Raw genomic sequence first — 26,774 nt, 5'->3', positions numbered from 1 at the left:
CACAGCGCTAAATCCAAACTGAATTGGATAAAATAGCTGATCTAATAGAAAAAAGTACTTTTCTTAGCCAAATGGCCATAGAACGCCTATCAATTCCCTTCTTTTTATATGGCTATCGTTTTTATTTTATTCAATTTTTCACGTCATAGAACAAAAAACCAAAAGATCAAATGAAAATGATAGTAATTATCATTCGCAGTATGTATTATCTTTTCCGAATTATGAGACTACACACTTTCAAGGAATTAACATGTCTAATAAAAAAACGCTTTTAGCTGCGTCTATTTTAGTTGCTATCTCCCCTATCCTTCATGCAGAAACCTCTTCGAATGGGAATGCGACAATGTTTGATGAGGTTGTTGTTTCTGCAACCCGAACAGAGCAAAGTATTAAAGACGTATCGAGCTCAATATCAAAAGTAACTGCCGAAGACATTGATAAGACAATGGCAACCAGTGTTCAAGATGCTTTAAAATATACACCTGGTGTAACAGCTAATGGCGGTGGTCGCTTTGGCTTATCTGGATTTACCATTCGTGGTATGAGTGATAGCCGAATTAAAGTACTTGTAGATGGTGTTCAGCAACCTACCCCGTACAACCCCGGTTCAAATGAACAGCGTAAATACCCAAGCACTATTGAAATTGATACGTTAAAAGCAATTGAAGTAAACAAAGGCCCATCTTCTACTCTGTATGGTTCAGACTCTCTTGGCGGTACCGTTCTAATGGAGACTAAAAATCCTGAAGACATTTTAAGAACCGAAGGAGACGAAAACGCTTTTGAAGTAAAAACAGGTTATAACAGCGTAGATTCAAGCACGAAAACTACAGGGACATGGGCAATGCGTGCTGCTGAGCTAGAAACTCTAGTAATGCTGACATATAAAAAAAGCAGTGAATCACAAACCCATTCTAACGGTGCAGATATTGAAGGCCCAGATCGTGGAGCTGCAAACCCAGCAGATGCACAAATTGGCAACTTATTAGCAAAAGCCTTTTACCAATTAAATGATTCGCATCGCATCGGCACGACTGTGGAATATTACACCTCTCAATATGATGAAGATGAGCTTTCCCAAAATGGTTATTCTATGATGAGTAGAGGGGTACCTATCATTACTTATTACGATAACTACAATAAGGACACAACAACTCGATTACGCGTTGGTTTAGAGCATGAATGGACAGCTAATAATGCGCTATTCGATACGCTAGAATCAAAATTAAATGTACAACAAACTGAATCATTATCTGAAAACTATGATACTTCAACTGGACCTTACGGCAGTGGTCGCCGGATGCGTGAACGTATTGCTAACGATGATTCAATCCAATTTGACGCACAGTTTGATAAAATCGCCGAGTTTGGAGAAGGTTTCCATCAAATCACTTATGGCCTGAGCTTTAGACAAAACAAGTTCGCAACTGAAAATACCGATTACAAATACGATAAAGGAACCGTTGGACCAGGGCACACTGATATGCCTGATGCAACAATGACTCAATACGGTATTTTTGCACAGGACCAAGCTTTCCTACTTGATGAGCAGTTAGTGCTAACTGCTGGTTTACGTTATGACTCATTTGAAGCAAAACCAGAAACCAATGACGGTTTTAAAACAGAATATCCTGACAGCAAAAATGACGCTTTTACGGCTAAATTAGGGTCGGTTTATCATATAAACAATAATTTCAGTGTACTTGCTCAAGTCAGCCAAGGCTTTAAAGCCCCTACCCTACAAGACATGTACTACTTCTATGACAGTGGCGCTGTCATTGATGCAAACCCAGACCTTAAAGCAGAAAGCAGTATCTCTTATGAAACAGGTATTCGAGCGCAATCTAATGCTGCACAACTTGAATTAATCGCTTTCTACAATGATTATTCTGATTTCATCAATCAACAATACTTAGGTAAAGTCGTTGGTGGCCCGAACGATGGAAAAGAACATTACACAAAAGAAAATATCGATTCTGTGGAAATTTATGGTGTTGAATTTAGTTCTACTTATTTATTAGATGAAGCGTTTGATGCACCTCAAGGAACCTACTCGAAGCTAAGTATTGCTTATGCTGAAGGGCGAGATAAAAAAACTGGCGCATCAATAGACAGTGTTGCCCCACTAACTTCAAATCTAGGTTTAGGTTATGACTCTGTTGGCTATACTTACGGTGCTCTACTAAACATAAACATGGTTGCAGGTAAAGATAAGTGGTCAAATGAAGGTTATGAAAATATCGATGTTGCTGGTTACACCTTGGTTGACCTTACCGCTTACTATAAGCCAATGAAGGATTTAACACTTCGTGGTGGTTTATTTAATGCGTTTGATAAGCAGTACTGGCTATACAACGACATGATTGGTACTGAAGCCGGTGAAGATGGGATTGACCGTCAAGCTCAAGCAGGTCGTAATTGGGGTATTGAGTTAGACTATAAATTTTAAAATGAATAGCACTCAACGTTAATTAGCTAGTTCAAAGCGGCATCATTGCCGCTTTTTTGGTTCATCACAAAAATATATACCATTTACCATTTAAAAAATGAGCCTACATTCACAATCGATAGACATAAAAAAAGCCCAAGTGCTTGAGCTTTAAATCGATTAATTATGTGAGAGCTAAATTACGCTGTTCTCTTCTTATGCCCTTGTTCTAAATGAACAAAATCAACAAGATCATCACCACTTACTTGAAATGCTTGACCAAATCCTTTTACAAATAAACCTTGAATTGGTTTTAATCGAAACATTTTAAAATCTTCTAATGAACTCAAGCCATCGATAATATCGCCAAAGCGTTGCTTCATTTCATCAACGGCTAACTGCCAATTTTCTTCTTCTCTATCAATTAGAATAGCGGTTGCATCGAACGTCAGTCTTTTACGCGCAAATAGTTGCTTTGATGAATCTTCATCTTCTACGAGCATTAGTGATGCATCAGGGTTTTGCAGAAGATTCCTTGCGTGACGTGCTATTTCTGAAATCAATATATAGTAACCATCGTCTAATAAAACAAAGGGCGCATAGCTTACGTTTGGCTTCCCCTCACAATCCACGGTTGCTAATTGAAGGGTTTTACGTGAATCACGAAACTCTTGAATTTCTGGACCAAGACGATTTTGTAATCTTTCTTGCTTAACGTTTGAGTTCATTTCTATTTCCTTTTGAATTTGGTATTTACTATTTATATTCTTGTTTTAATGCATTGAAAGCACTGACTTGTTCTGGAATTAATTGACGTTTTTTATCTCGTCCTAAGTAAATCTTAAATACAGAGTGTCCATCTTGATCAAAAAAACCAAAATAATGACTTTCAGATCCTCTAAATGGTTTGCTTACCAAAGCGATATCTGTAATTAGATCTAATTTTAAGTGACCGTGTAACTCACCATTTCGCCCCATTAAATTATAGTAGCCATGAGCAAGCTTACCTTTTGGGAATGGTGCTTTTACTTCAAAGATAGATCCAAAAGAATGCACTATCGTTGTTACATCACCAAAGCCAACCAGTCCCTCTAGAATATCCTGTGCTTTATTTCCAGCAACTAAAGTTACCATGTCTCTTGGTAATGATTTCACGACCTCTGCTTCTGATAAATTCAATTCTTTTGCAATGTCTTTTGGTAATAACCCTGGGTCATTTTCTAGTAACTTAATAACGTCTTTATTCACGATTAATTCTCTATTTTGATGATGATTTTTATGATTATGCTGCTTTTTCATTTACTTGAGATAACGCAGAAATTACCCCCTGAGCTAATGTTACTACCCAAAACTCCCCAGCTAATGTCAAACTTAAATAATGATCATCTACTGTTACTAATCCATTCTTTTGCCAATGTTTAAATAGCGGCATAAGGTAATGAAATATATCGTGAGAGGTGTGTTGTAATAATTGACGACGAGATAATACACCACGATCAAAGCCTGCTTTTATCATAGAAAATAAGCCTGCAGAGTCTGTCGATTGCGTCATCATTGCTATTGGCATTTGATTAGCTTTAATCGATTCTATATATGACGTTAATGTTCGATGTTGCATAATGCCTACTCCACCAAGGTTACCGCCAGCACCACAACCCACAGGCAATACCTCTGCTGTGGTTTTAGCCAAACTGTTGTAGATACTTCTTTCACGATTACTTCGAGCCCAGTGGTTAACACTCAAACGATTAAGATGATGTTTATTCATGAATTCCACACCATATTTATACATATACGCTTTTTCTTCGGTTGAAGCTGGTTGAGGTAATTTACCTTTATCAATCATGCCTTTCATGGGTGTTCCTCCCATTTCAATCAGCTGATAAAGATCTACACCATGTGCATTTGTCTCTAAAAAATCGTTAAGATCTTGCTGCCAAATCTCTGATGTTTGATAAGGAAGACCATAAAGTAAATCAACCACAATTGGTGCTTGCTCTGAGTCACTCAACTCTTGTATACGGCGTAATACATACTCTTTATCATCCAGCCTTTTGGCTGAGCGTCTTACTTTTGTATTAAAGCTTTGTACACCAAATGAAAAACGATTAAAGCCACCTTCTAACGACTTATCAAACATCTCTTCATCGAAACGGTTAATTCGCCCTTCTAAGGTAATTTCACAATCTGGTGTTAAGGGAAACTGAGAACGAATGGCTTTACCTAGCTGTTCAATTTGATCAGCAGTAAGATCCGTTGGCGTTCCACCACCAATGTATACCGCGTGAAATGGAGCAGCCTGTGTCCAAGGTAATTGCGCTTTCCATTTCAGCTCAACTAATAAAGCATCAAAATAATCTTGAACTAGCTGTTTGCTTGAAGCGTGCTGAAAGAAATTACAATAAGTACATCGCACACGACAAAAAGGAATATGGACATATAAACAACGATGTTTATTGATGTCTGTTGTTTCAGTAGATACGGAAATAAAGCGCTCATTAAATACATCCGACGAGATAGGCATTGCGCCTCCCCCTGCATGAGCAGACGCTTTTCTTTGAAAAGCATAAAGCAATGGTTCTGGTGTGCTTTCACCAACAAGTGAAATAGGCAGCTGATTTAAGTCAATTTCTGTTTTCATAATTTCAATTCTTTTTAACTCGTTACTTCAAAGAGTTTTGCTTCTTTTTATATCATAAAGTATTTTCAAATGAGAATGCAATTGATAATTGATCTCATTCTTGTTTTGTTTATAATGTTGTCATCTTAAAAAGTACTGAATTACATGGAGACATTCGTGCTGAACTTTCGTTACCTCGCGGCAGCTGGTATTTCATTAGCTATTCATACCGCTCTTATCTGGTCTGTTCCTGAAAAAAAAGCCTTTGCTATGCCAACAGGTAGTATTTCATCACAAGTAAACATTCAGTTTGTCGCACCAAGTGTTCCTACGCCTCAATCAATACAAACGGAAAAAAATGAGGTAACAAAACCTAAAGAACAACCAAAGCAACAAGCCACAGTTGAAAAGAAAGTTCAAAAACAAGTGGTAAAAAAGAAAGCTGTAAAGTCTAAGCAAAAGCCTAAACCAAAAAATAAAATGGTAAAAAAACCAACCGTTTCAGAACCAGTTGAACCCAAAAAAAAGATTCTTAAAGAAAAAGTAGAAACCAAACCGACAACGAATACGGTTAAGAAAAAAGACAAGCCTGTAGAAAAAAAGTCAACAGCAAAACCCGTCGCTTCTAAATCAGGAGCAACAGAAAAACCACAATTAGTCCAAAAACCGAGTTTCTTAAAACGTCCTAATGCACCACGTTACCCTCGCATAGCGCAGCGTAAAGGCATTGAAGGTACTGCGTTATATGAGATCTGGTTAAATGAAAATGGCAAACAAATCAAACAAGAATTAATCACCTCATCAGGAGCACAAGTCCTTGATGAAGCAGCCCTTAGTGCAATTCGTGATTGGCAATTTTCACCTCAACTTATCGATGGCAAAGCGATTGCACACCGTGTGCAGATCCCTGTCCGATTTTCACTTAATTAATCAGTTATACCGGATTTAACTATGCTTAACTTTTCACACTTATATTCACAACTTGGCATTATGGCTTTCCCTCTAATAGCTTGTTCCTTACTCACTCTAGCCTTATTGCTAGAGCGAACCATTCAACTTTTACTTTTTTCTGGCTGCTCTAATAAAAAAATACAGTCAACATTAAGTGAATTAGAAAAAGACGATGCACAAGGAATTCAATCATTTATTAAAGAGTTAAAAAAACGTCGTGCCCTTTCAGCAAAAGGCAATGCCATGCTACTTGCTCATCGTGATTTTGAAAAAGGGTTACGAGAGGATGTGGCAGGATTATGGCTTCAAGAAAAACGCCATCAATTACGCTCTGGACTCCGCCTTTTAGCACTTATTGGCATGATAAGCCCATTATTAGGGTTACTAGGTACCGTTCTTGGTCTGATTGATATGTTTAAAGATGTCGCAGCAACAACAGGCTCTATTACACCGAATATTCTGGCTGATGGGCTGGGACTTGCGATGCGAACGACTGCAATTGGTTTGATCATAGCTTTACCTGCGATCGCAAGCTCACAACTTCTGGGACTATGGGCTGATCGTATATTGTCACGTTTAGAGCATTCATTAAATTACACAAATTTATGGATTGAAGGTGTGTTCACATCAAATAATTCAGTAAGTGAAAACATCCAACATAAAATCATCAAGGTAAATGCATGATTAAGTCTCCTTCACCCCATACTGAAGAATCCATTCAGCCTGACTTCACGCCTTTACTCGACATTATTTTTATCGTAATGGTCTTTTTATTACTAACCGCAACGGTGAAACTTCAATCTTTAGAAGTGAGTTTACCAACGGCAGACACTGAATCCGTAAGCGACATCGATAGTAAGTCTTTTACCATCAATATATTAGAGCAACCACCTTATTGGGGGTTAGATGGCCATTCTTATTCAACTTGGCACTCTTTTACTCGCGCATTACTACAAAAAGTAAAAAACAACCCAGAGTTTCAAGTGGTTATCGCCTCTGATAAAACGGCTGAAATTCAACACATGGTTAAGTTATTAGCCTTTTTACAAGACAACAATATTAAAGCGACTCAAATTTTAATGGATGAAAATAAATCATGATTAACTCAAAATTCACCTCAGCCCTACTTGCTTTTACGCTTATCTCTAGCTCTTCTATTGCTCTGGCTCAAGAGCGAATCATTAGTGCTGGTAGTGCTGTAACTGAATTAATTTACGCGTTAAATGCTCAAGATTCTCTCATAGCTGTAGATGTCACGAGTAAAATGCCACAAACAGAGCCGTTACCAAAAATTGGTTATCATCGCCAACTCTCTACTGAGGGTTTATTAGCTTTACAACCAACTCAAATTATTGGCTCTGATGAGATGGGACCACAAACGACATTAGATTTACTGACTCAATCCGATATAAAAGTAAATGTGGTAAACACAAAGCCTACGATTACTGGTCTACTAGAGCGTATTGATGAAATAGCGTTACTCACCCATCATCAAGAAAATTCACAACAAATTAAAGATAAAGTAAATAAAAAAGTCGCTCAATTGAAAAGTAATATTCCAGTTAAAACTAAGCAGAAAAAAGTACTTTATTTATTGTTACATGAAGGACGAGCGCCTTACGTAGCAGGAAGTGATACCACAATGGATGAAATGATCCGCCTTGCTGGTGCAATTAATCCTGCTCAACCGTTAATTTCATCTTTTAAGCCCCTTTCTATAGAAGCAATGATCTCAATGCAGCCTGATGTGATTTTGGTTAGCAATCGCAGTTTAATTAAGTTAGAGGGTATTGATAACATTATTAAATCCATTCCTACCTTGACATCAACTCCTGCTGGTATCAACAAACAAATCATCGGAGTTAGTGGTTCCGCACTCGTTGGTGGGCTTGGTTTAGCTACGCTTGATGAAGCCGCTCGTCTTAATACTCTGCTTTACCCATAGGATGAATGCATTATGTTGTTGAAATACATTCCTTATTCAAAGTTATTAAGCCTTAGTGCTTTTTTTCTTGTCTTTATTGCTCTTAGCTCTATTGCCACAGGGCCAATGAATATTAGCTTAAGTGACAGCTTTAACAGCTTAGTGCCTTGGTCTAGTATTGAGACGCCTGCTCATATTGATTTGATCATTCATCAAGTTAGATTGCCTAGAACCCTATTATGTATGCTTGTTGGGGCTATTTTAGCGATTTCAGGGGTGGTGATGCAGGGGCTCTTTCGTAATCCATTAGCAGAGCCAGGTATTATAGGCGTGTCTGCTGGTGCTGCGCTTGGTGCTGCAATGGCTATTGTTCTTTTTTCTTCTTTGGCTGAACAATACCCTGTCTTTATGAATTTTGCAGCCGTACCCATCTTTGCCTTTCTTGGTGGTGCGATTACAACTTTGATTGTCTATCGGTTAGGAACCAGTAAGTTCGGTACCTCTATTACGGTTATGCTGTTAGCAGGTGTTGCCATTAGTGCCTTATCTGGAGCTGGGATTGGCTATTTAAATTTCATCGCTGATGATCAAATGTTGCGTGACCTTTCTTTGTGGTCAATGGGTTCCCTAGCAGGAGCAAAATGGCCTGATTTATTTTTGGCTGCCGCTGGCCTTATCATTCTGCTCTCTCTCTTTATGCGAAACGCATCGGGATTAAATGCATTATTACTTGGTGAAGCAGAAGCTAAACACTTAGGGGTAAATGTTCAATCATTGAAAAAACGTATGATCATTTTAAGTGCGGTTGGCGTGGGAATAACTGTCAGTTTATCTGGCATGATTGGTTTTATTGGTCTGATTATCCCTCACCTTGGACGCATGATCGCAGGTCCTAACCATAAAACATTACTGCCTCTCTCAGCGCTTCTAGGTGGTCTATTACTGACTTGTGCAGACATGTTTGCCCGCGTTGCAGTTAGTCCTGCCGAACTTCCTGTTGGTATTGTGACTGCAATTATTGGTGCACCTTTCTTTTTATATCTACTTTTTACTCAAAGAGGAAAGATCTAATGCACGATCACTCTGTCGCTATTTCAGCAAAAAACATCTCTTATCAATTAAATAATAAAATCATTTTAGATGATATCAATTTAGATCTTCATTGTGGGGAGGTTACAACACTACTTGGCCCTAATGGAGCCGGAAAGAGTACCCTACTTAAGATATTGTGTGATGAAATTGAATCTAACAATGAGATCCGTTATTTCAATAAGAAAAAAGAAAGGTGGAATAAATCATTATTAGCACAGCAATTAGGTATTCTCCCTCAACAAAGTAGTCTATCTTTTGCATTTAGTGTGAGTGAAGTGGTAGAGCTTGGTGGTTTACCTTTGGATCTTCCCAATAAAACATTAGCACCGCTTACACGATCAATGATGCAAAAAACAGGGATCGAGCATTTAGCGGAAAGACTCTACCCTTCTCTCTCTGGTGGTGAAAAGCAGCGTGTACATTTAGCTCGTGTATTAACGCAAGTAAGCCAGTATCAACAAAAAATTGTCATGCTCGATGAGCCAACTTCGGCATTGGATCTTTCTCATCAACATAATACATTACGTTTGGCTCGAGAATTAGCTGCGGAAGGAGCTGCAGTTGTGGTGGTATTACATGATTTGAATTTAACGGCTCAATATTCAGACAGAGTGATCGTATTGAAAGATGGAAAACTGCAAGCGGATGGGAAGCCTTGGGAAGCGATAACTGCAGAAATGATTGAGGATGTTTACGGACATAAAACGTTAATACAAGCACACCCGATGTATGATTTTCCTGTGGTGTATGCAGCTTAGATTATCTATTCTTCAAATTACAGGTATAAAAAAAGGAGAGCTAGTGCTCTCCTTATTTAGTCTTAAAGCCTTTGAAACTGTTCTAATTAAAGAGCAGCTTTCGCCTTAGCAACAAGAGCAGCGAATGCCGCTTTGTCGAATACAGCGATGTCAGCTAGGATCTTACGATCGATTTCAATAGATGCTTTCTTAAGACCGTTAATGAAACGGCTGTAAGACATCTCGTTTTGACGAGCTGCAGCATTGATACGAGCGATCCAAAGTTGACGGAAAACACGCTTTTTGTTGCGACGGTCACGGTAAGCATATTGACCTGCTTTAGTAACTGCCTGGAAAGCTACACGATAAACACGTGAACGTGCTCCGTAGTAACCTTTAGCTTGTTTTAGAACTTTCTTATGACGTGCACGAGCTTGTACACCACGTTTTACGCGAGGCATTGTGTCTCTCCTAAACTAAAATTAAAATAAATACTAAAAATTATGCGTATGGAAGCATACGTGCAACTGCTGCTACTTCACATTTTGGAAGTAGAGAGTTTGGACGAAGCTGACGCTTGTTTTTAGTAGTACGTTTAGTCAGGATGTGACGTTTCGTAGCGTGCTTAAATTTGATACCGCCAGCAGTTTTCTTAAAACGCTTAGAAGCACCTTTGTTCGATTTCATCTTAGGCATGATGAATATAACTCCGCATTGTTGCGTGATTAAACATAATAGTAATTAGGCGAATAAAACAGGATAACTGCGAGCAGCTACCCTACTTTACTACTTGAATGCACTAAATTACTTCTTCTTAGGGGCCAACACCATAATCATCTGGCGACCTTCAATTCTCGTTGGGAAAGATTCAACTAGAGCAAACTCTTCAGTATCCGCTTTCAAACGATTAAGAACGTCAACACCGATGTTTTGGTGAGCCATTTCGCGGCCACGGAAGCGAATTGTTACCTTCACTTTGTTGCCGTCTTCAAGGAAACCAGTCAGGTTGCGTAGTTTTACCTGATAGTCTCCAATATCAGTTCCAGGTCTAAATTTAATTTCTTTAGTCTGAACCTGTTTTTGCTTCTTCTTCTGTTCTTTAGCAGCCTTGGCCTTTTCGAAGAGGAATTTGCCATAGTCCATCACACGACAAACTGGTGGCTCGGCATTCGGGCTGATTTCAACTAGATCGACACCTGCTGCAAGTGCAACGTCTAACGCTTCATTTAGTGAAACGACACCAACTGACTCGCCATCTAGACCTGTAAGGCGCACTTCTTTAACGCCATTAATCTCACCGTTTAGACGATGAGCATTTTGTTTTGCCGGTTGCTGGCCTCTTTTTCCGCCTTTAATACCTTATTCCTCCACAGTATTGAGCGTTCGGGTACTAACTTCTTGCTGCAGGAATGCAACAAAATCATCAATTTTAAATTTACCCAAATCTTTACCTTTGCGAGTACGTACTGCTATTTCTCCGGCTTCCATTTCTTGGTCACCACAAACAAGCATATACGGAACGCGCTTCAAAGTATGTTCCCTGATTTTAAAGCCAATCTTCTCATTTCTCAAGTCCGCTTTGACTCTAAATCCATTTTTTTGCAGTTTTTTTGCAATTTCTTGTACATAATCAGCTTGTTTGTCTGTAATGCCCATTACAATTGCTTGTTCTGGCGCCAACCATGTTGGGAAAAAGCCTGCGTAGTCTTCAATTAAGATACCGATGAAACGCTCAAGAGAACCTAAAATCGCGCGGTGAATCATCACTGGTGTGTGACGTTCGTTATCTTCACCTACGTAAGTTGCCCCTAAACGCTCTGGTAATGCAAAATCGAGCTGTACTGTACCACATTGCCACGCACGGTCCAGACAATCATGCAAAGTAAATTCAATTTTCGGTCCGTAGAATGCACCTTCACCCTCTTGAAGCTCATAAGCGATATTCATCGACTCTAGAGCAAGGATTAAATCGGCTTCTGCTTTGTCCCACATTTCGTCAGAACCCACACGTTGTTCAGGACGTGTAGATAACTTAACTACGATGTTTTCAAAACCAAATGTAGTATATGTATCATAAACCATTTCGATACAAGACTTCACTTCAGCTTGTACTTGAGCTTCTGTACAGAATACGTGAGCATCATCCTGAGTAAAGCCACGAACACGCATGATGCCGTGTAGAGCGCCTGATGGCTCATTACGGTGACATGAACCGAACTCAGCCATACGTAATGGCAGATCACGGTATGATTTCAGACCTTGGTTAAAGATTTGAACATGACCTGGGCAGTTCATTGGCTTAATTGCGTATTCACGGTTCTCAGAACTTGTTGTGAACATCGCTTCTGCGTATTTGTCCCAGTGACCAGAACGCTCCCAAAGTACACGGTCCATCATTAATGGCCCTTTTACTTCTTGGTAATCGTATTCTGTTAGTTTTTCACGGATAAATACTTCTAACTCACGGAAGATAGTCCAACCGTTGTGGTGCCAGAAAACCATACCCGGAGCTTCTTGCTGCATATGGAACAGATCAAGGTGCTTACCAATTTTACGGTGATCACGCTTTGCGGCTTCTTCTAGGCGGATAAGGTGTGCTTTAAGCAGTTTCTTATCTTGGAATGCTGTGCCGTAGATACGTTGAAGCATTTTGTTGTCGCTATTACCACGCCAGTATGCACCAGCTACACTCAGAATCTTAAAGTTCTGGCAGAAGCTCATGTTTGGAACGTGAGGACCACGACACATGTCGATGTATTCTTCATGGTGGTATAACCCTGGACGATCGTCTTTAGAAACGTTTTCGTCAAGGATTTCAATTTTGTAAGTTTCGCCACGAGCATCGAATGCATCGCGAGCTTCTTGCCAGCTTACGTTCTTCTTGATTACTTGATACTTGGTTTTAGCAAGGTCTTTCATACGCTTTTCAATCTTATCAAGATCTTCTTGCGTTAAAGAATGCTCCATATCGATATCGTAGTAGAAACCATTATCGATAGTAGGACCAATCGCCATTTTAGCTTCTGGGAAAAGCTGCTTAACTGCGTGACCTAAAAGGTGCGCACAAGAGTGGCGAATGATTTCTAAACCGTCTTCATCTTTTGCTGTGATGATTTCAAGTTGTGCGTCATTTTCAATTAAATCACACGCATCAACACGAACACCGTCAACACGACCAGCGATACAAGCTTTCGCAAGACCTGGGCCGATGTCAGCAGCAACATCCATAGTAGAAACAGCATTATCGAATTGACGTTGAGAACCGTCTGGAAGAGTAATTACAGGCATGTTTTATCCTTTACAGTGGTGTTGCATACGAAGCAACACATGCTAAAAATTAATAAGTCTAAATAATAGATTGTCTATATATGATGTAAGGATCAATCAACCACACAAAGGTCGGGAACACTTACAAGTCGGACATTGTACGACTCTTAATCAGCTAATGCAAAAAAGAATCGAGATCACAAAAATGATATCGATTCTTTTATTATATTTGAAAATAAAAAGTACTAACTACACACGCAATATTTTTTGCACCGCATTATGAATTTCTGCACTTGAAGCATTTGTATTTAGTGAAAACGACACATATTGATCACCTCTGTTAAACCCCATCGAACGATCGACTTCCGCTAAACAATGAAGAACTTGCCCATCGAGAATAAATGACAACTCAATCTCTTTTTTATTGATGAATCCGCTACTTCTAAATTCAATCTCTTGGTAACCACCCGAATGAGATTTAAAGTGACCACCATTAAGGTAACCCTGCTCGACATCTGCTTTCACCATACTAAAGCCTGCTTGCTCTATTTGATGAATGATCGTCGCAGCAACGGTCATTGGTTTAACAATTAGTAAATCACGATCGGTTGGATCAATTGCAAAATCAATATCTAATACGGTCTCAACCCAAACATCACAATGATTATTACGAACATTCAATCCTGTGATCGGCGTTTCATCAGGCAGTTTAATCGTGAATCGCATCTCCTGCTTCTCCCCTGCTTGGATCACAAAAGGATTCACTGCTTGAGTATGAAACAAGGTCAATGTTTGATAACTAGTACCGTTATCGTTTTCTACTTTAACTTCTGTATTGAGTTTTAGGTGAATCGCATCAATCTGCTGTTCAACATCACCACCTTGGATATGAACAGTCCCTATTAGTGTGTCACCTTGAAATAACTCTGGATTTTCTAAAATGGTATCTACCTTTGCGGCACCTATACCTAATGAGGCTTTTAATTTTTTAAACATACCTGTGTCCTTTTAAATGTTTAGATTACGTTCCTAAAATCTGCATTGGTAATTGTAACAATGCATCACCGCTACTAGCGAAATACCAAATAATCGCGATAAGTGAACTTACTAATCCTACGTACCATGCTGTTGATACAATCTGTCCATACTTATCTAATGGTAATAAATGGCTATGATGACGAGCACGCCACTCAAATACTATTTCAAGACTTCCCATAATAAGTAAGAAACCAAAAAGTGCGAGTCCTAATTGGTAACTCAATATGACCCCACTAATTGCAGCCAACGCACACAAGGTTATACCTAGCTTACTGTTCATTGAAAAGCTAATACTCTTAAGAACATGGCCTCCATCTAAAGGAAGTATTGGCAGCAAATTAAATAGATTTAAGAAAGCATTAAATACAGCAAGACCCGCAAAGAACATCTCACCGGTAATCCAATAAACAACCATTAATATTAATGAGAGGATCAAGCCAAAAAATGGACCCATGATGGAGATAACCACATCCTGCCAACGCGTGTTTATTTTCTCATCGCTAAGGGCTAATCCCCCTAAAAATGGAATTAAATAAATACCTTTCGTTTTCATTCCAAAGTATTTCATTGCTCGAATATGACCATACTCATGAAACACAAGACAGGCAATTAGTGATAATGCAAATTCAATAGAGAATAACCAGGAATAGGCGGCAATACTGGCAGAGGCCAATACTACTTTGATCAGCTTTACGCTTTTTAATGCTTTCATTCCTAATGAGACAAGACCAATTAGGCTGAATTTTCGTTCTGCTTTAATTGGTGTATGTGGCACTTGTTGTTCTATATCTTTAGTATTACGTGAGCCTTCAGCTATTAGTTCATCATCAACCATTGCTCGATATTCAATTAAAAACGGCTGCCATGTCACTTTCGCCTCTAGACGACAAGTGATCACCACCTCTCCATTATTCAACTGAAACTCATGTACATAATGATCTTGATGATCAGCAGAAGCCGCTTGTTGAGCGACTAGAGTGTTATTCCAAAAGACTTGTTGCCATCCAGCCATTGAACCTTCTAAGCGTAATGGTTGCCCTAGAAAGTTAATTGATAATAATTCCATTATTTACCTTAAGATATAGATGATTATATTGTTTTTTTTAAAGGAAGCATCAATCGCTATTGTTCTTCCAATATAGAGAAACCACGATAAATATTACACACAGTGATGACACCAAATACAACAATAACGATTGAAAGGTGCCATACCGCATTCAAGCCAATTTTTACTAGTAACATACTGACTAAGGCCGAAACTATCATTTGCCCTCCACCAGACATAGCTGCCGCAGCCCCTGCTTGTTTCTTATAAGGCTGCATTACCATCGCTTGAGCACACGGTAAAGCAATACCATTCCCCAAGATCATTAAACCTTGCCCAAGCATTAAATACATCGGTTCTAATGGCACTAAAAATAGCCATATAGCCGCAACAAAATGCAAGACAGGAGTACATAGCAGCATATTCTTTGTGCCAATTTTAGGCCGGACGTGGTTACAAATACTTGTTCCTAATAGCATTCCAATCGCTGGAATTAACGCCCATACCGCATATTCAGCAGAACTCATACCAATTTGATTTTGCATAATAAAAGGCATGACAGATACCGTGGTGATCATTAACGTAAAATTAAGCCAACCAATACTCGCAAAGCTTATAAAGTAGCGAGACGTCAATAGGACCCAGTATTGATTTATTATTTTTACAGGAGACGGTATTGAAGATATCTGAGTTAACGTTTCTTTGAATTGAACCAGAATCACGACTAATGCGATAACTACATAGCCAAATAATGAAACAAAAATAATACTCCATCCAAAATGATAATTAATAAACCCGCCGATAACGGGCGCTATCATTGGCGTTATCGATGCAGCCATAGCTATATACGACATTGCTACAGGTAACTCGGCCCCATTAAATCGATCTCGCGTAGAGGCTCTTGCTAAAACCGCACAGCACCCAGTCCCAAGCCCTTGTAGAAAACGGCCAAAAATAATTCCTTGGAAGCTATGCTGAAATATAAGAATAAAAATAATGCCAAGTAAAGCAATAGACAAACCAAAGATTAATACTTTTTTGCGCCCTAAAGCATCAGACACTGGCCCATAAATAAATTGAGACGGTCCAAAACCCAATAAATACACACTAACCAGCAGCTGTGTTTCATTAAGACTAATATTAAAATCTTTTGCTATCCAAGGTAATGATGGGAAAACCAATCCCATACTTAACTGGCCAATACTAATAATTAAGCATGCAAGTAAAATGCTTTTCATATGAGTGTTAAGAATACTACTCATTATTATACGACTGCCATTCCATGTTAATACCTACTCCCTCATGGCATTAATATCTTCATATTATCTTATTGAGCTGTTTATACTAAATGATAAGAAACAACGTAAAGCTGACCTTTATTAGGATAGATCTCTTCAATGATGTTTTTAAGCTCTTCTAATGTCATGTTTTCTTGTTCAGCATGATACTGATCCAAATCATCAAAGTTAATTGGATCAACAGCATCAATTGCTAATCGACAAAAGCGACGGTTATCTTCATAAGTACTGACTTCAACTTCAGTTCCTACCACGTAATCTTTTTCTGATTCGTCACGAATGGTAATAACTTTTTTCCCCGATAAAATATCAGATTCAAAACGTTCAAAAAAGGTCATGCTTGTTGGTGCTGATTTCATTGTCTTTTCCTAATGCAATTCGAGCTGCGACAATGCAGCTCAAAGAGAAATATTGATAAAAATACGTAACGTTAAGCGAAGCAGTAATTTGCCCAATGAGCCAAACCGGCAGTTACTGAGCCAAAGTAATTACCACCCACAATTTCAATGTTTGGTAGTTGTTGTTTCAATGCCGCTTGTAAAATTGGTGAACGAGCAGAACCACCAGTAACATAAATAATATCTGGTGTTTTACCTGCTTGCTGAATCGCTTCTTTTACTAGTTTGTTAATGTTTTCTTGTGGTTTAGCTATCGCTTCTATTAAATCTGACTGACTGATTGATAACGATAAACCTTCGTCTAAATAGCTTAAATCAACTGCATGCTCTAAATGCTCTGACAATGCAATTTTTGTTTGTTCAGCATCACGCAGTAATTTATAACTTAGTTTCTCATCGTACAATTTAATTAAACGAGCTAGTTTCTCTGGCTCTTTAGTGTCGTTCATCATTTGTAAAAGATGCTTACGGTTACCAAAACCAAAGAACTCCAACTGAGCTACAATATTATTAACTGCTATTGGGTTCCAGAACTGTGTCATTGGTAACTCAAGTCCTTTGTGCGTACGACTTTGAGATCCTAATAATGGCATTAATTGACGATGGGCTAAATGAATATCTAAATCATTACCACCAATTCGTGAACCACTGTGAGATAAGATCCCTTTGGTACGGTCATGATAATCACGCCATGATGGTCCCATTTGGATCATTGAACAGTCTGTTGTACCACCGCCAATATCAACAATAAGAACCGTTTTATCTTCATTAAGCGTTTGTTCGTAATCTAAACCAGCAGCAACAGGTTCAAATTGAAATTCAATATTCTTAAATCCTACACGTATAGCAGCACGTGATAAAATTGAAATCGCTTGACTGTTTGCCTCGTCACTTGCAGCACCTTGGAAGTTTACAGGACGCCCAATAACGGTTGATGTAATCTCTTGTTGAAGCTCTTGCTCTGCTTTATTTTTGATGTTCTTCATCATTGCAGTCACAAGATCTTCAAACAAACTCACCTGAACATCACGTAGACCTGAAACCCCTAAGAAAGACTTTGGTGATTTTACATAGTAAACATCTTCAGGATCTTCAATATAGGTATTTAATGCTGCTTGACCAAATGTCATTGATTCAGCATCAACGTCAATATCTTCTTCACGGTTAAAAGAGATTGCAGTATGAAGTAAACGCTCATTGATATCTGTACTTGGTTGAACACCCCAAATGCGGTAAAGATATTCAGAAACGGCTTCTCTTGTAGGCGCACATAATGCAGAAGGAATAAAAGTACTATCTCCTTCTAGCTTTAATAGCTTCGCTTGATTATCCAGAATAGTCGCCACTGAGCAGTTAGCGGTTCCGTAGTCAAATCCAATAAACATGTTGTACACCTAGCTTCGATAAAAGGGAGCTGATTTTACTCGCTTGTTACGCCTTTGCCAATCAAAATGAGAAAGATGCTGCAATTCCCACTTGATCTTGATTAATTATGGGCACAATCATCACTTGGTTAGTATCGATGTACTTATCTGTCACTAAATATTGGATGCTTGTTGCCAATACTGCACCAGCAATCACATCGCGCCAATAGTGATGTTCATTCTCTACTCTTGAATATCCAACTAAACCAGCCCCTATATAAGCAGGAAGACCATATTCCCAACCGTAGCGAAATTGCAAATAAGAGGCCCCTTGAAACGCAGCAGACGAATGCCCTGAGGGGAAGCTTAAATCATCCTCACCATTCGGTCGCTCTTCTCTTACTGTATACTTTAATGCTTGTGTTGCAGCTAATGTATAAGTTGCTCCTTTAGCAAACATCCAAAAGCCATCATAGTCTTCTTTATATAATGCAATGGAACCAGCAATGGCGGGAATTCCTACCGCTCCAATATTAGCTGCCATATCACCAGGCTGATTATCTTCTGCATACACAAAAGAACTCATTATGATCAATGAACTTGTTATTGCTATTTTTACTAACGGTTTCATTTTTAGCCTATATTTAATCAATCACAGTATTTAGGTGTTATTTTCGGATTATAACGAGTTGAACGTGAAGTAATTGTCAATTTATCTACAATTTGAAACGTTTAAATGACTGTTTTTACTTTTATTATGACTGGATAGACCATTTCATGATGATAGATTGGTTATACTAATGGTGTTATTTCATTATCTAGGTTTTTACCAAATATATTATGCAGTTAAATCAATATTTTTCACAAACAGATAATTCATTTGAATTTACCCGTCAACAAGCAAGTGACTTTGCGAAAAAAGTAGCTGGTGATTTCAATCCAATACACGACGTAGACTCTAAACGTTTTTGTGTTCCTGGCGATTTACTGTTTGCTGTTTTACTTTCTAAAACAGGCATTAGTAACAAAATGCATTTTGATTTTGCTGGTATGGTTGCTGGCGATACTGCTTTGCATATAAACCATACAGCCGAAGGTGAGTATTCTTTATCTGACGACAATGATAAACAGTACCTTCATGTTGAGCGTAGCGGTGAAAAGAATTTAGAACCTGAATTTATTGAACACGTAGTAAAACAGTATGTTCAATTTTCTGGAATGAACTTCCCTCACATTATGGTTCCACTAATGGAAGAGAAACAGTTAATGATTAACTGCCAACGTCCTTTAGTAATTTATCAAAGCATGGATTTAGAATTCACTCGCTTAGATATTACGGCGCCAAAAGTTGAATTTACTGGCGCAACGATGGACATCGAAGGAAAGCGTGGTCTTGTTAAATTAAACTTTAAATTTACTGAAAATGGTGAAGAAGTAGGTCATGGTACTAAACGTATGATCGCAACAGGTCTAAAGGCTTATGATCAAGTCGCTATTAATGATCTTGTGAATCGTTTCACCGCTTTGAAAGTGGCTTATAACAACTAGATTTATAACCCAATAAGTCATTTATAAAAAGGAGCATTTTTGCTCCTTTTTTTTGCAAATAAAGCAAGATAAATCACGTTCTGCACTATTGTTTTACGATACATATCATAGGATACTTAGCTTAGACTTATAACGATTATGAATGCTACGAGCTTCATAACATTACGAAAGCTGGCTAGAATGAAATCAATAATTAATACAAAAGAGCAGAGCCAATTCAGGCGTTCTTCTTTATACGCTTCCCTTTTTGAACAAACAACACCTTCGTTGATGAATAATCATTATACATGCTGTGAGTGTTATGCTGCTTGGTACGGCAAACCTACCTGTATTGCATGTGGAAAAGATAAATTTGTAATTATTACAAGTTTATATTCTGAACGAGGAAAGTATGATGTTTTTTAATACCAACTGAATAAAGTCAAATTCTTTTCCATAAGCCTCATATCATACTTTAATTTAATACCAGACATAAAAAAGCCCGCTTATTTCTAAGCGGGCTTTTCGTACATTACAGTAAGATATTACTCTTCTGTTGTATCTTCATCAGATTCAGCTTGAGGCATCTCCGAAACTTCAGTATCTACTGTCGCTTCAGTTATCTCACCCTCTTCACCTTCAATGATTTCAAGCTCTTCTGGTTCATCAATGCGTTGTAGACCAACTACATTTTCATCTTCAGCAGTACGGATCAGAGTAACACCCTGGGTATTACGACCCACTTGGCTAACTTCTGATACGCGAGTACGAACTAGCGTACCTGCATCCGTGATCATCATGAACTCATCACCATCTTCAGTTTGAACCGCACCGACAACACTGCCGTTACGATCAGAAACCTTGATAGATACAACACCTTGTGTTGCACGACTCTTCGTTGGGTATTCAGAAAGTTTAGTACGTTTACCGTAACCATTTTCTGTAACTGTTAAAATGTCACCTTCATTTGAAGGAACAATTAACGAAACAACCTGATCTTCACCAGTCAGTTTCATACCACGAACACCCGAAGCAGTACGGCCCATTCCACGAACATGTTCTTCGTTGAAACGAACGACTTTACCTGCTTTAGAGAACAACATGATTTCATTTGAACCATCAGTGATATCAACACCGATTAATGAATCATCTTCACGTAGATTAACCGCAATCAAGCCATTCGCACGAACTTTAGCAAATTGATCCAGTGATGTTTTCTTAACCGTACCATCACCTGTTGCCATAAAGATAAATTTATCTTCAGAGTATTCAGATACTGGTAGAATCGCTGTAATACGCTCACCTTCTTCTAAAGGAAGAATGTTAACGATAGGCTTACCACGAGCAGTTCGGCTAGCTTGAGGAAGTTGGAATACTTTCAAGCTGTATGCTTTACCACGCGTAGAGAAGCAAAGGATATTATCATGAGTATTAGCAACAAGTAGACGCTCGATATAATCGGTGTCCTTCATCTTAGTTGCACTCTTACCTTTACCACCACGACGTTGAGCTTCGTAGTCACCTAAAATTTGGTACTTAACATAACCTTCACGAGAAAGCGTTACTACTACGTCTTCTTGTGTGATTAAGTCTTCCATGTCGATATCGTGAATTGCAGCACCAATTTCAGTGCGACGCTCATCACCATAAGTATCACGAACGGCTACTAATTCGTCACGGATAACTTCCATTAGACGCTCAGTGCTTGCAAGGATATGCATTAGCTCTGCGATCTCGTCCAATAAAGCTTTGTATTCGTCTAGAATCTTTTCATGCTCTAAACCAGTTAAACGGTGTAGGCGAAGTTCTAGAATTGCTTGAGCTTGTTGTTCCGTTAAGAAGTATTTGCCTTCACGAATACCAAACTCTGGCTCTAACCAATCAGGGCGAGCTGCATCTGTACCTGCACGCTCTAGCATGTCAGCTACATTACCAAGATCCCAACCGCGAGCGACTAGGCCTAGTTTTGCTTCTGCTGGCGTTGGCGCATTTTTGATAAGGTCAATGATCTCATCAATGTTTGCTAATGCCAGCGCTAAACCTTCAAGGATATGAGCACGATCACGCGCTTTGCGTAATTCAAAAATAGTACGGCGAGTTACCACTTCACGACGGTGATCAACAAAACATTTCAACATTTCTTTTAAGTTGAACAGTTTTGGTTGGCCGTTGTCTAGTGCAACCATGTTTACGCCGAATGTAGTTTGAAGCTGAGTTAATGAGTAAAGGTTATTAAGAACCACCTCACCTACTGCATCACGCTTACATTCGATAACAATACGCATACCATCTTTATCAGATTCGTCACGTAGTGCTGAAATGCCTTCTACTTTCTTATCTTTAACAAGTTCAGCAATTTTTTCAATTACACGAGCTTTGTTTACTTGATAAGGGATCTCAGTAACAACAATAGTTTCTTTACCATTCTTGTCAGCTTCGATATTTGCTTTAGAACGCATGTAAACTTTACCGCGGCCTGTTTTATATGCATCAACGATGCCTTTACGACCACTGATTAATGCAGCTGTCGGAAAGTCAGGACCTGGAATGTAGTTTATTAGCTCATCGATGGTGATATCTTCATTCTCGATGAATGCTAAACAACCATTAACCACTTCAGTTAAGTTGTGAGGTGGAATGTTTGTTGCCATACCAACGGCGATACCTGATGCACCATTAACTAATAAGTTAGGAACACGAGTTGGTAATACCGCAGGGATTTGTTCTGTACCATCATAGTTCGGAACATAATCAACAGTTTCTTTGTCTAAATCAGCCAACAGTTCGTGAGCGATTTTTGACATACGAACTTCGGTATAACGCATCGCCGCCGCTGAATCCCCATCGATAGAACCAAAGTTACCTTGGCCATCAACAAGCATATAGCGTAGTGAGAACGGCTGCGCCATACGTACTATCGTATCGTATACAGCACTATCACCATGTGGGTGATACTTACCGATTACGTCGCCGACTACACGGGCAGATTTTTTATATGGTTTATTCCAATCATTACCTAATACATCCATCGCGAATAAAACACGGCGGTGTACAGGTTTTAGACCATCACGCACATCTGGAAGAGCACGACCAACGATTACTGACATCGCATAGTCTAGGTATGAACCTCGAAGCTCATCTTCAATATTTACGGGCGTGATCCCTTTAGCAAGATCGCTCATAGAGCCAATATCCCTCAAATTAGTTCTGTCGTACCAATATCAATTACTTTATCAATCATACTATCTATAAAGATAAAGTAATTGATACTGATAAACGTGCAAGATTACAAAATATAGCACATAACACTTCTATTTCGCATCGTTTTAATTCGTAAAATAGCTCTTAAGCTTAAGAATCCCGCGAAATCAGGAGCAAGTCACATCGTTAAGCGTCATATTCTTGAAAAACCTCAAAAATAGTGGTGAAAAAAACATCATTTTAAAGACTCTCTTTCTGTTTTTTTTCTGTATATAATAGAGGGAGTTAAAAAAGGAATATGAAGTATGACTCAGCAGTTAAATGTCGACCCGGCAGAAATAAAAAAATTCGAAGATATGGCGTCTCGTTGGTGGGATCTTGAAGGTGAGTTTAAACCACTACATCAAATCAACCCATTGCGTCTGAACTATGTATTAGACAATGCCAATGGCTTATTTGGTAAAAAGGTATTAGATGTAGGCTGTGGCGGCGGCATTCTAGCTGAGAGCATGGCAAATCAAGGCGCTGATGTTATCGGGTTAGATATGGGTAAAGAGCCTCTAACCGTTGCTCGTTTACACGCTTTAGAAACAGGTACTACATTAGAATATATTCAGTCAACAGCCGAACAGCACGCTGAAGAGAACCCTGAGACGTATGACGTTATTACTTGCATGGAGATGCTTGAACACGTTCCCGACCCTCTTTCAGTTATTCGCTCATGTGCAAAGATGGTTAAACCTGGTGGCCACGTATTTTTCTCAACATTAAATCGTAATATTAAATCCTACTTATTTGCCATTGTTGGTGCAGAACAACTACTTAAATTGGTTCCTAAAGGTACGCATGATCACGATAAATTCATTCGTCCTTCTGAGCTATTAAAAATGTTAGATCAAACCGCTCTACAAGAAAAAGGTATCACAGGTTTACATTACAACCCATTAACAGATGTCTATTCATTAGGCAAAAATGTGGATGTAAATTACATCGTCCATACAACTTTATAAGCCCCACTCAACCACTTATCATATTTATCCTTCTTTATCTGTATTCTTAATACAAATAAAGAGGGATTTTTTTGCTAAATCTCCTAATTCTTATCTTGTTTACTAAAGCTCCATTAATGCCAAATTTAGAACAACAAATCAGCAATTTTTTTTGATTCTTAGAGATCCACCGAAACCACAAAAATCAAGAAAAATATTTTTTTTACTGCCTACTTATCCACCATTCTGAAATACGTTATTTCCGATGTCTTGATATAGCTAATCTCACTCGGTTAGTGCCTACTTACTGTTTTTTTTAATTCATAGGTTATCCACAGGCCTCCCTCAATTTCAGACTTGATCACTGCTCATTTTATCATTATCTTGTAGTCAATTATTTATTAAGCCCTATATGTAGTGTTTAGTTGCAAATTCAACACTATGAGCTTGATCACAAATTAATAACGAAAATTACAAATATTACATCTTTCGTTCCTCATCCTAAGGAAAAGTAGACAAATGACTCATCAGCTTACCGTTACGAAGCGAAATGGCACCACAGAAAAGATCAATTTAGACAAGATCCATAAAGTGATCACCTGGGCTGCAGAAGGTCTAGATAACGTTTCAGTATCACAAGTTGAAATGAAGTCTCATATCCAATTCTATGAGGGTATGAAGACCTCAGATATTCATGAGACTATCATCAAAGCAGCTGCCGATCTTATCTCAGAAGAAACGCCAGATTACCAATATCTTGCAGCTCGTTTGTCTGTTTTTCACCTTCGTAAAAAAGCGTATGGCCAATTTGAACCGCCAACACTGTTTACGCACGTTAATAACCTAATCGAACTAGGTAAATACGATAAGCATATAGTGGAAGACTACACCGAAGCAGAATTCAACTTGATGGATCAAATGATCGATCATAATCGTGATATGGATTTCTCTTACGCTGCAGTGAAACAACTTGAAGGTAAATACTTCGTTCAGAACCGTGTAACGGGCGCGATCTACGAAAGTGCACAATTCCTTTATATTTTAGTGGCTGCTTGCTTATTTGCTAAGTACCCGAAAGATACGCGTCTTGATTACATTCAACGTTTTTATGATGCGACTTCTAAATTTAAGATTTCATTACCTACACCAATTATGTCTGGTGTACGTACTCCTACTCGTCAATTTAGCTCATGTGTACTTATTGAATGTGACGATAGCCTAGATTCAATTAACGCGACGGCAGGCTCTATCGTTCGTTACGTATCTCAACGTGCTGGTATTGGTATCAATGCTGGTCGTATTCGTGCTCTTGGCTCTGAGATCCGTGATGGTGAAGCTTTCCATACAGGGTGTATCCCATTCTACAAATACTTCCAAACAGCAGTAAAATGTTGTTCTCAAGGTGGTGTTCGTGGCGGCGCAGCAACATTGTTCTACCCTATCTGGCACCGTGAAGTAGAATCGCTATTGGTTCTTAAAAATAACCGTGGTGTAGAAGAAAACCGTGTTCGTCATATGGACTACGGCGTACAAATTAATAAACTAATGTACACTCGCCTTATTAAAGGTGGTCACATTAGCTTATTCTCACCATCAGATGTACCTGGTTTATATGATGCATTCTTTGCTGACCAAGTTGAATTTGAACGTCTATATGATATCTACGAGCAAGATACATCAATCAAGCGTGAAACAATAAAAGCGATTGATCTTTTCTCTTTGCTTATGCAAGAGCGCGCATCTACAGGTCGTATCTACATTCAAAACGTCGATCATTGTAATACACATAGTCCATTCGACCCAAGTGTTGCGCCTATTCGTCAATCTAACTTATGTTTAGAAATTGCTTTACCAACTAAACCACTAACACACGTTAATGATGAAGAAGGTGAGATTGCACTTTGTACTCTGTCTGCATTTAACTTAGGTGCGATTGAAAAGCTAGAAGAACTTGAAGAATTAGCAGAGCTTGCAGTACGTGCTCTTGATGCACTACTTGATTACCAAGACTACCCTCTTCCTGCTGCGTACAAGTCAACAATGAACCGTCGTACGCTAGGTGTGGGTGTTATCAACTATGCTTACTACCTTGCAAAAAATGGCGTTAAGTACTCCGATGGCAGCGCAAACGGTTTAACACATAAAACGTTTGAAGCAATCCAGTTCTATCTTCTAAAAGCATCTGTTGGTTTAGCAAAAGAGCAAGGCGCTTGTCCTGCATTCAATGAAACAACTTATGCTCAAGGTATTCTACCAATCGATTCTTACAAGAAAGATATTGATAACGTATGTACTGAGCAATTACATTTAGATTGGGAAACATTACGTGAAGAGATCAAGACACATGGTCTACGTAACTCAACCCTGTCTGCATTAATGCCTTCAGAGACCTCTTCTCAAATCTCTAATGCAACGAATGGTATTGAACCACCACGTGGATTCGTATCAGTTAAAGCATCTAAAGATGGTATCTTGAAGCAAGTTGTTCCTGATTATGTAAATTTAAAAGATAACTATGAGTTACTTTGGAACATTGGTTCAAATGATGGTTACCTACAACTTGTAGGCATTATGCAGAAGTTTGTTGACCAAGCTATCTCTGCAAATACAAACTATGATCCTAACATTCAGCCAAACGGCAAAGTACCAATGAAGCTGTTACTTAAAGATCTACTAACTGCTTATAAATTAGGTCTAAAAACGCTGTACTACCATAACACTCGTGATGGTGCTAGTGACTCACAAGGTGATCTTGGACAAGATGACGACTGTGCAGGCGGCGGTTGTAAGATCTAACGTTTCACTTTAAAATTAAGCCCGCTTTATGGCGGGCTTATTTATCTTTTAGCTCAAAAATCTATAATTATTAATCCAATATGTGCCTAAGTTCGTATA

General features: G+C 38.7%; 24 protein-coding genes. 10 read left to right on the top strand and 14 right to left on the bottom strand.

The annotated features are described in order from the left end of the window. Window positions 1-250: 250 nt before the first annotated feature. Window positions 251-2,449, top strand: coding sequence for a TonB-dependent hemoglobin/transferrin/lactoferrin family receptor (locus AC2INI_RS06355; protein WP_486305624.1), 2,199 nt, complete (start codon window positions 251-253; stop codon window positions 2,447-2,449). Between the two features lie 179 nt (window positions 2,450-2,628). Here the strand turns inward: AC2INI_RS06355 and hutZ are convergent, their stop codons facing one another. Genes hutZ through hutW form a run of 3 tightly spaced genes read right to left on the bottom strand, consistent with a single transcriptional unit; the run spans window position 2,629 to window position 5,069 of the window. After that, window positions 2,629-3,156 (bottom strand): heme utilization protein HutZ, encoded by a 528-nt coding sequence (gene hutZ / locus AC2INI_RS06350; RefSeq protein WP_122034921.1) that lies wholly within the window; start codon window positions 3,154-3,156, stop codon window positions 2,629-2,631. Window positions 3,157-3,184: 28 nt separating this feature from the next. After that, window positions 3,185-3,676 carry a heme utilization cystosolic carrier protein HutX gene (gene hutX / locus AC2INI_RS06345; protein WP_486305623.1) on the bottom strand — a complete coding sequence of 164 codons (492 nt, stop codon included), beginning with the start codon at window positions 3,674-3,676 and terminating at the stop codon, window positions 3,185-3,187. 34 nt (window positions 3,677-3,710) lie between these two features. Further along, window positions 3,711-5,069, bottom strand: coding sequence for a heme anaerobic degradation radical SAM methyltransferase ChuW/HutW (gene hutW, locus AC2INI_RS06340; RefSeq protein WP_122034926.1), 1,359 nt, complete (start codon window positions 5,067-5,069; stop codon window positions 3,711-3,713). 156 nt (window positions 5,070-5,225) lie between these two features. Between hutW and AC2INI_RS06335 the strand changes: the two genes are divergently transcribed. The 6 genes from AC2INI_RS06335 to AC2INI_RS06310 are packed head-to-tail and all read left to right on the top strand — an operon-like array spanning window position 5,226 to window position 9,773. After that, window positions 5,226-5,978 carry an energy transducer TonB gene (locus AC2INI_RS06335; protein ID WP_486305622.1) on the top strand — a complete coding sequence of 251 codons (753 nt, stop codon included), beginning with the start codon at window positions 5,226-5,228 and terminating at the stop codon, window positions 5,976-5,978. A 21-nt stretch (window positions 5,979-5,999) separates the two neighbouring features. Next, entirely contained in the window at window positions 6,000-6,683 is a 684-nt protein-coding gene (locus tag AC2INI_RS06330) for a MotA/TolQ/ExbB proton channel family protein (RefSeq protein ID WP_486305621.1), read from the top strand. Next, a complete protein-coding gene (locus AC2INI_RS06325) occupies window positions 6,680-7,099 on the top strand; it encodes an ExbD/TolR family protein (protein ID WP_486305620.1) in 420 nt (139 codons plus the stop codon). The genes AC2INI_RS06330 and AC2INI_RS06325 overlap by 4 nt, the downstream gene beginning before the upstream one ends. Then, complete coding sequence (locus AC2INI_RS06320) at window positions 7,096-7,944, top strand: heme/hemin ABC transporter substrate-binding protein (protein ID WP_486305619.1); 849 nt, start codon at window positions 7,096-7,098, stop codon at window positions 7,942-7,944. The genes AC2INI_RS06325 and AC2INI_RS06320 overlap by 4 nt, the downstream gene beginning before the upstream one ends. Before the next feature lie 12 nt (window positions 7,945-7,956). Then, window positions 7,957-8,994, top strand: coding sequence for a FecCD family ABC transporter permease (locus AC2INI_RS06315; RefSeq protein WP_486305618.1), 1,038 nt, complete (start codon window positions 7,957-7,959; stop codon window positions 8,992-8,994). Continuing rightward, window positions 8,994-9,773 carry a heme ABC transporter ATP-binding protein gene (locus tag AC2INI_RS06310; RefSeq protein WP_486305617.1) on the top strand — a complete coding sequence of 260 codons (780 nt, stop codon included), beginning with the start codon at window positions 8,994-8,996 and terminating at the stop codon, window positions 9,771-9,773. Before AC2INI_RS06315 ends, AC2INI_RS06310 begins: the two co-directional genes overlap by 1 nt. A gap of 86 nt (window positions 9,774-9,859) precedes the next feature. On the opposite strand, the gene rplT is transcribed toward AC2INI_RS06310, so the two are convergent. From rplT to AC2INI_RS06260, 10 genes are all read right to left on the bottom strand, one after another. After that, on the bottom strand, window positions 9,860-10,213 hold the full coding sequence (gene rplT, locus AC2INI_RS06305) for a 50S ribosomal protein L20 (protein WP_122034940.1): 354 nt from the start codon (window positions 10,211-10,213) through the stop codon (window positions 9,860-9,862). Between the two features lie 40 nt (window positions 10,214-10,253). After that, the gene (gene rpmI / locus AC2INI_RS06300; protein WP_005419080.1) at window positions 10,254-10,448 is read right to left on the bottom strand and encodes a 50S ribosomal protein L35; all 195 of its coding nucleotides are present in this window, start codon (window positions 10,446-10,448) and stop codon (window positions 10,254-10,256) included. Between the two features lie 108 nt (window positions 10,449-10,556). Further along, window positions 10,557-11,027: a translation initiation factor IF-3 gene (gene infC, locus AC2INI_RS06295; protein ID WP_486305616.1), complete on the bottom strand. Its 471-nt coding sequence runs from the start codon at window positions 11,025-11,027 to the stop codon at window positions 10,557-10,559. A gap of 84 nt (window positions 11,028-11,111) precedes the next feature. Further along, the gene (gene thrS, locus AC2INI_RS06290) at window positions 11,112-13,040 is read right to left on the bottom strand and encodes a threonine--tRNA ligase (protein ID WP_122034944.1); all 1,929 of its coding nucleotides are present in this window, start codon (window positions 13,038-13,040) and stop codon (window positions 11,112-11,114) included. Between the two features lie 228 nt (window positions 13,041-13,268). Next, window positions 13,269-14,015, bottom strand: a complete 747-nt coding sequence (locus AC2INI_RS06285; RefSeq protein ID WP_486305615.1) for a sporulation protein — start codon at window positions 14,013-14,015, stop codon at window positions 13,269-13,271. Between the two features lie 25 nt (window positions 14,016-14,040). Continuing rightward, the gene (locus AC2INI_RS06280) at window positions 14,041-15,123 is read right to left on the bottom strand and encodes a site-2 protease family protein (protein ID WP_122034948.1); all 1,083 of its coding nucleotides are present in this window, start codon (window positions 15,121-15,123) and stop codon (window positions 14,041-14,043) included. A 56-nt stretch (window positions 15,124-15,179) separates the two neighbouring features. After that, window positions 15,180-16,364, bottom strand: a complete 1,185-nt coding sequence (locus AC2INI_RS06275) for a multidrug effflux MFS transporter (protein ID WP_486305614.1) — start codon at window positions 16,362-16,364, stop codon at window positions 15,180-15,182. A gap of 77 nt (window positions 16,365-16,441) precedes the next feature. Further along, window positions 16,442-16,759: a N(4)-acetylcytidine aminohydrolase gene (gene yqfB, locus AC2INI_RS06270; RefSeq protein ID WP_122034950.1), complete on the bottom strand. Its 318-nt coding sequence runs from the start codon at window positions 16,757-16,759 to the stop codon at window positions 16,442-16,444. Between the two features lie 71 nt (window positions 16,760-16,830). Continuing rightward, window positions 16,831-18,183, bottom strand: coding sequence for a molecular chaperone (gene yegD, locus AC2INI_RS06265; protein ID WP_122034952.1), 1,353 nt, complete (start codon window positions 18,181-18,183; stop codon window positions 16,831-16,833). Between the two features lie 61 nt (window positions 18,184-18,244). Continuing rightward, on the bottom strand, window positions 18,245-18,793 hold the full coding sequence (locus AC2INI_RS06260) for a phosphatase PAP2 family protein (RefSeq protein WP_122034954.1): 549 nt from the start codon (window positions 18,791-18,793) through the stop codon (window positions 18,245-18,247). Between the two features lie 209 nt (window positions 18,794-19,002). On the opposite strand from AC2INI_RS06260, the gene AC2INI_RS06255 reads away from it, so the two are divergent. After that, window positions 19,003-19,710, top strand: a complete 708-nt coding sequence (locus AC2INI_RS06255; RefSeq protein WP_122034956.1) for a DUF3581 domain-containing protein — start codon at window positions 19,003-19,005, stop codon at window positions 19,708-19,710. Window positions 19,711-20,234: 524 nt separating this feature from the next. On the opposite strand, the gene gyrA is transcribed toward AC2INI_RS06255, so the two are convergent. Then, a complete protein-coding gene (gyrA, locus tag AC2INI_RS06250) occupies window positions 20,235-22,871 on the bottom strand; it encodes a DNA topoisomerase (ATP-hydrolyzing) subunit A (RefSeq protein ID WP_122034958.1) in 2,637 nt (878 codons plus the stop codon). Window positions 22,872-23,195: 324 nt separating this feature from the next. Here gyrA and ubiG point away from each other — a divergent pair, with 324 nt between their 5' ends. Together ubiG and nrdA are read left to right on the top strand one after the other, a co-directional pair. After that, on the top strand, window positions 23,196-23,900 hold the full coding sequence (gene ubiG, locus AC2INI_RS06245; RefSeq protein WP_122034960.1) for a bifunctional 2-polyprenyl-6-hydroxyphenol methylase/3-demethylubiquinol 3-O-methyltransferase UbiG: 705 nt from the start codon (window positions 23,196-23,198) through the stop codon (window positions 23,898-23,900). A gap of 498 nt (window positions 23,901-24,398) precedes the next feature. After that, complete coding sequence (gene nrdA, locus AC2INI_RS06240) at window positions 24,399-26,675, top strand: class 1a ribonucleoside-diphosphate reductase subunit alpha (protein WP_122034962.1); 2,277 nt, start codon at window positions 24,399-24,401, stop codon at window positions 26,673-26,675. Window positions 26,676-26,774 lie beyond the last annotated feature (99 nt).

This window comes from Aliivibrio friggae (assembly GCF_057368515.1).
The sequence above is the reverse complement of the archived record's forward strand: the minus strand, read 5'-3'. Positions and strand labels throughout refer to the sequence as shown.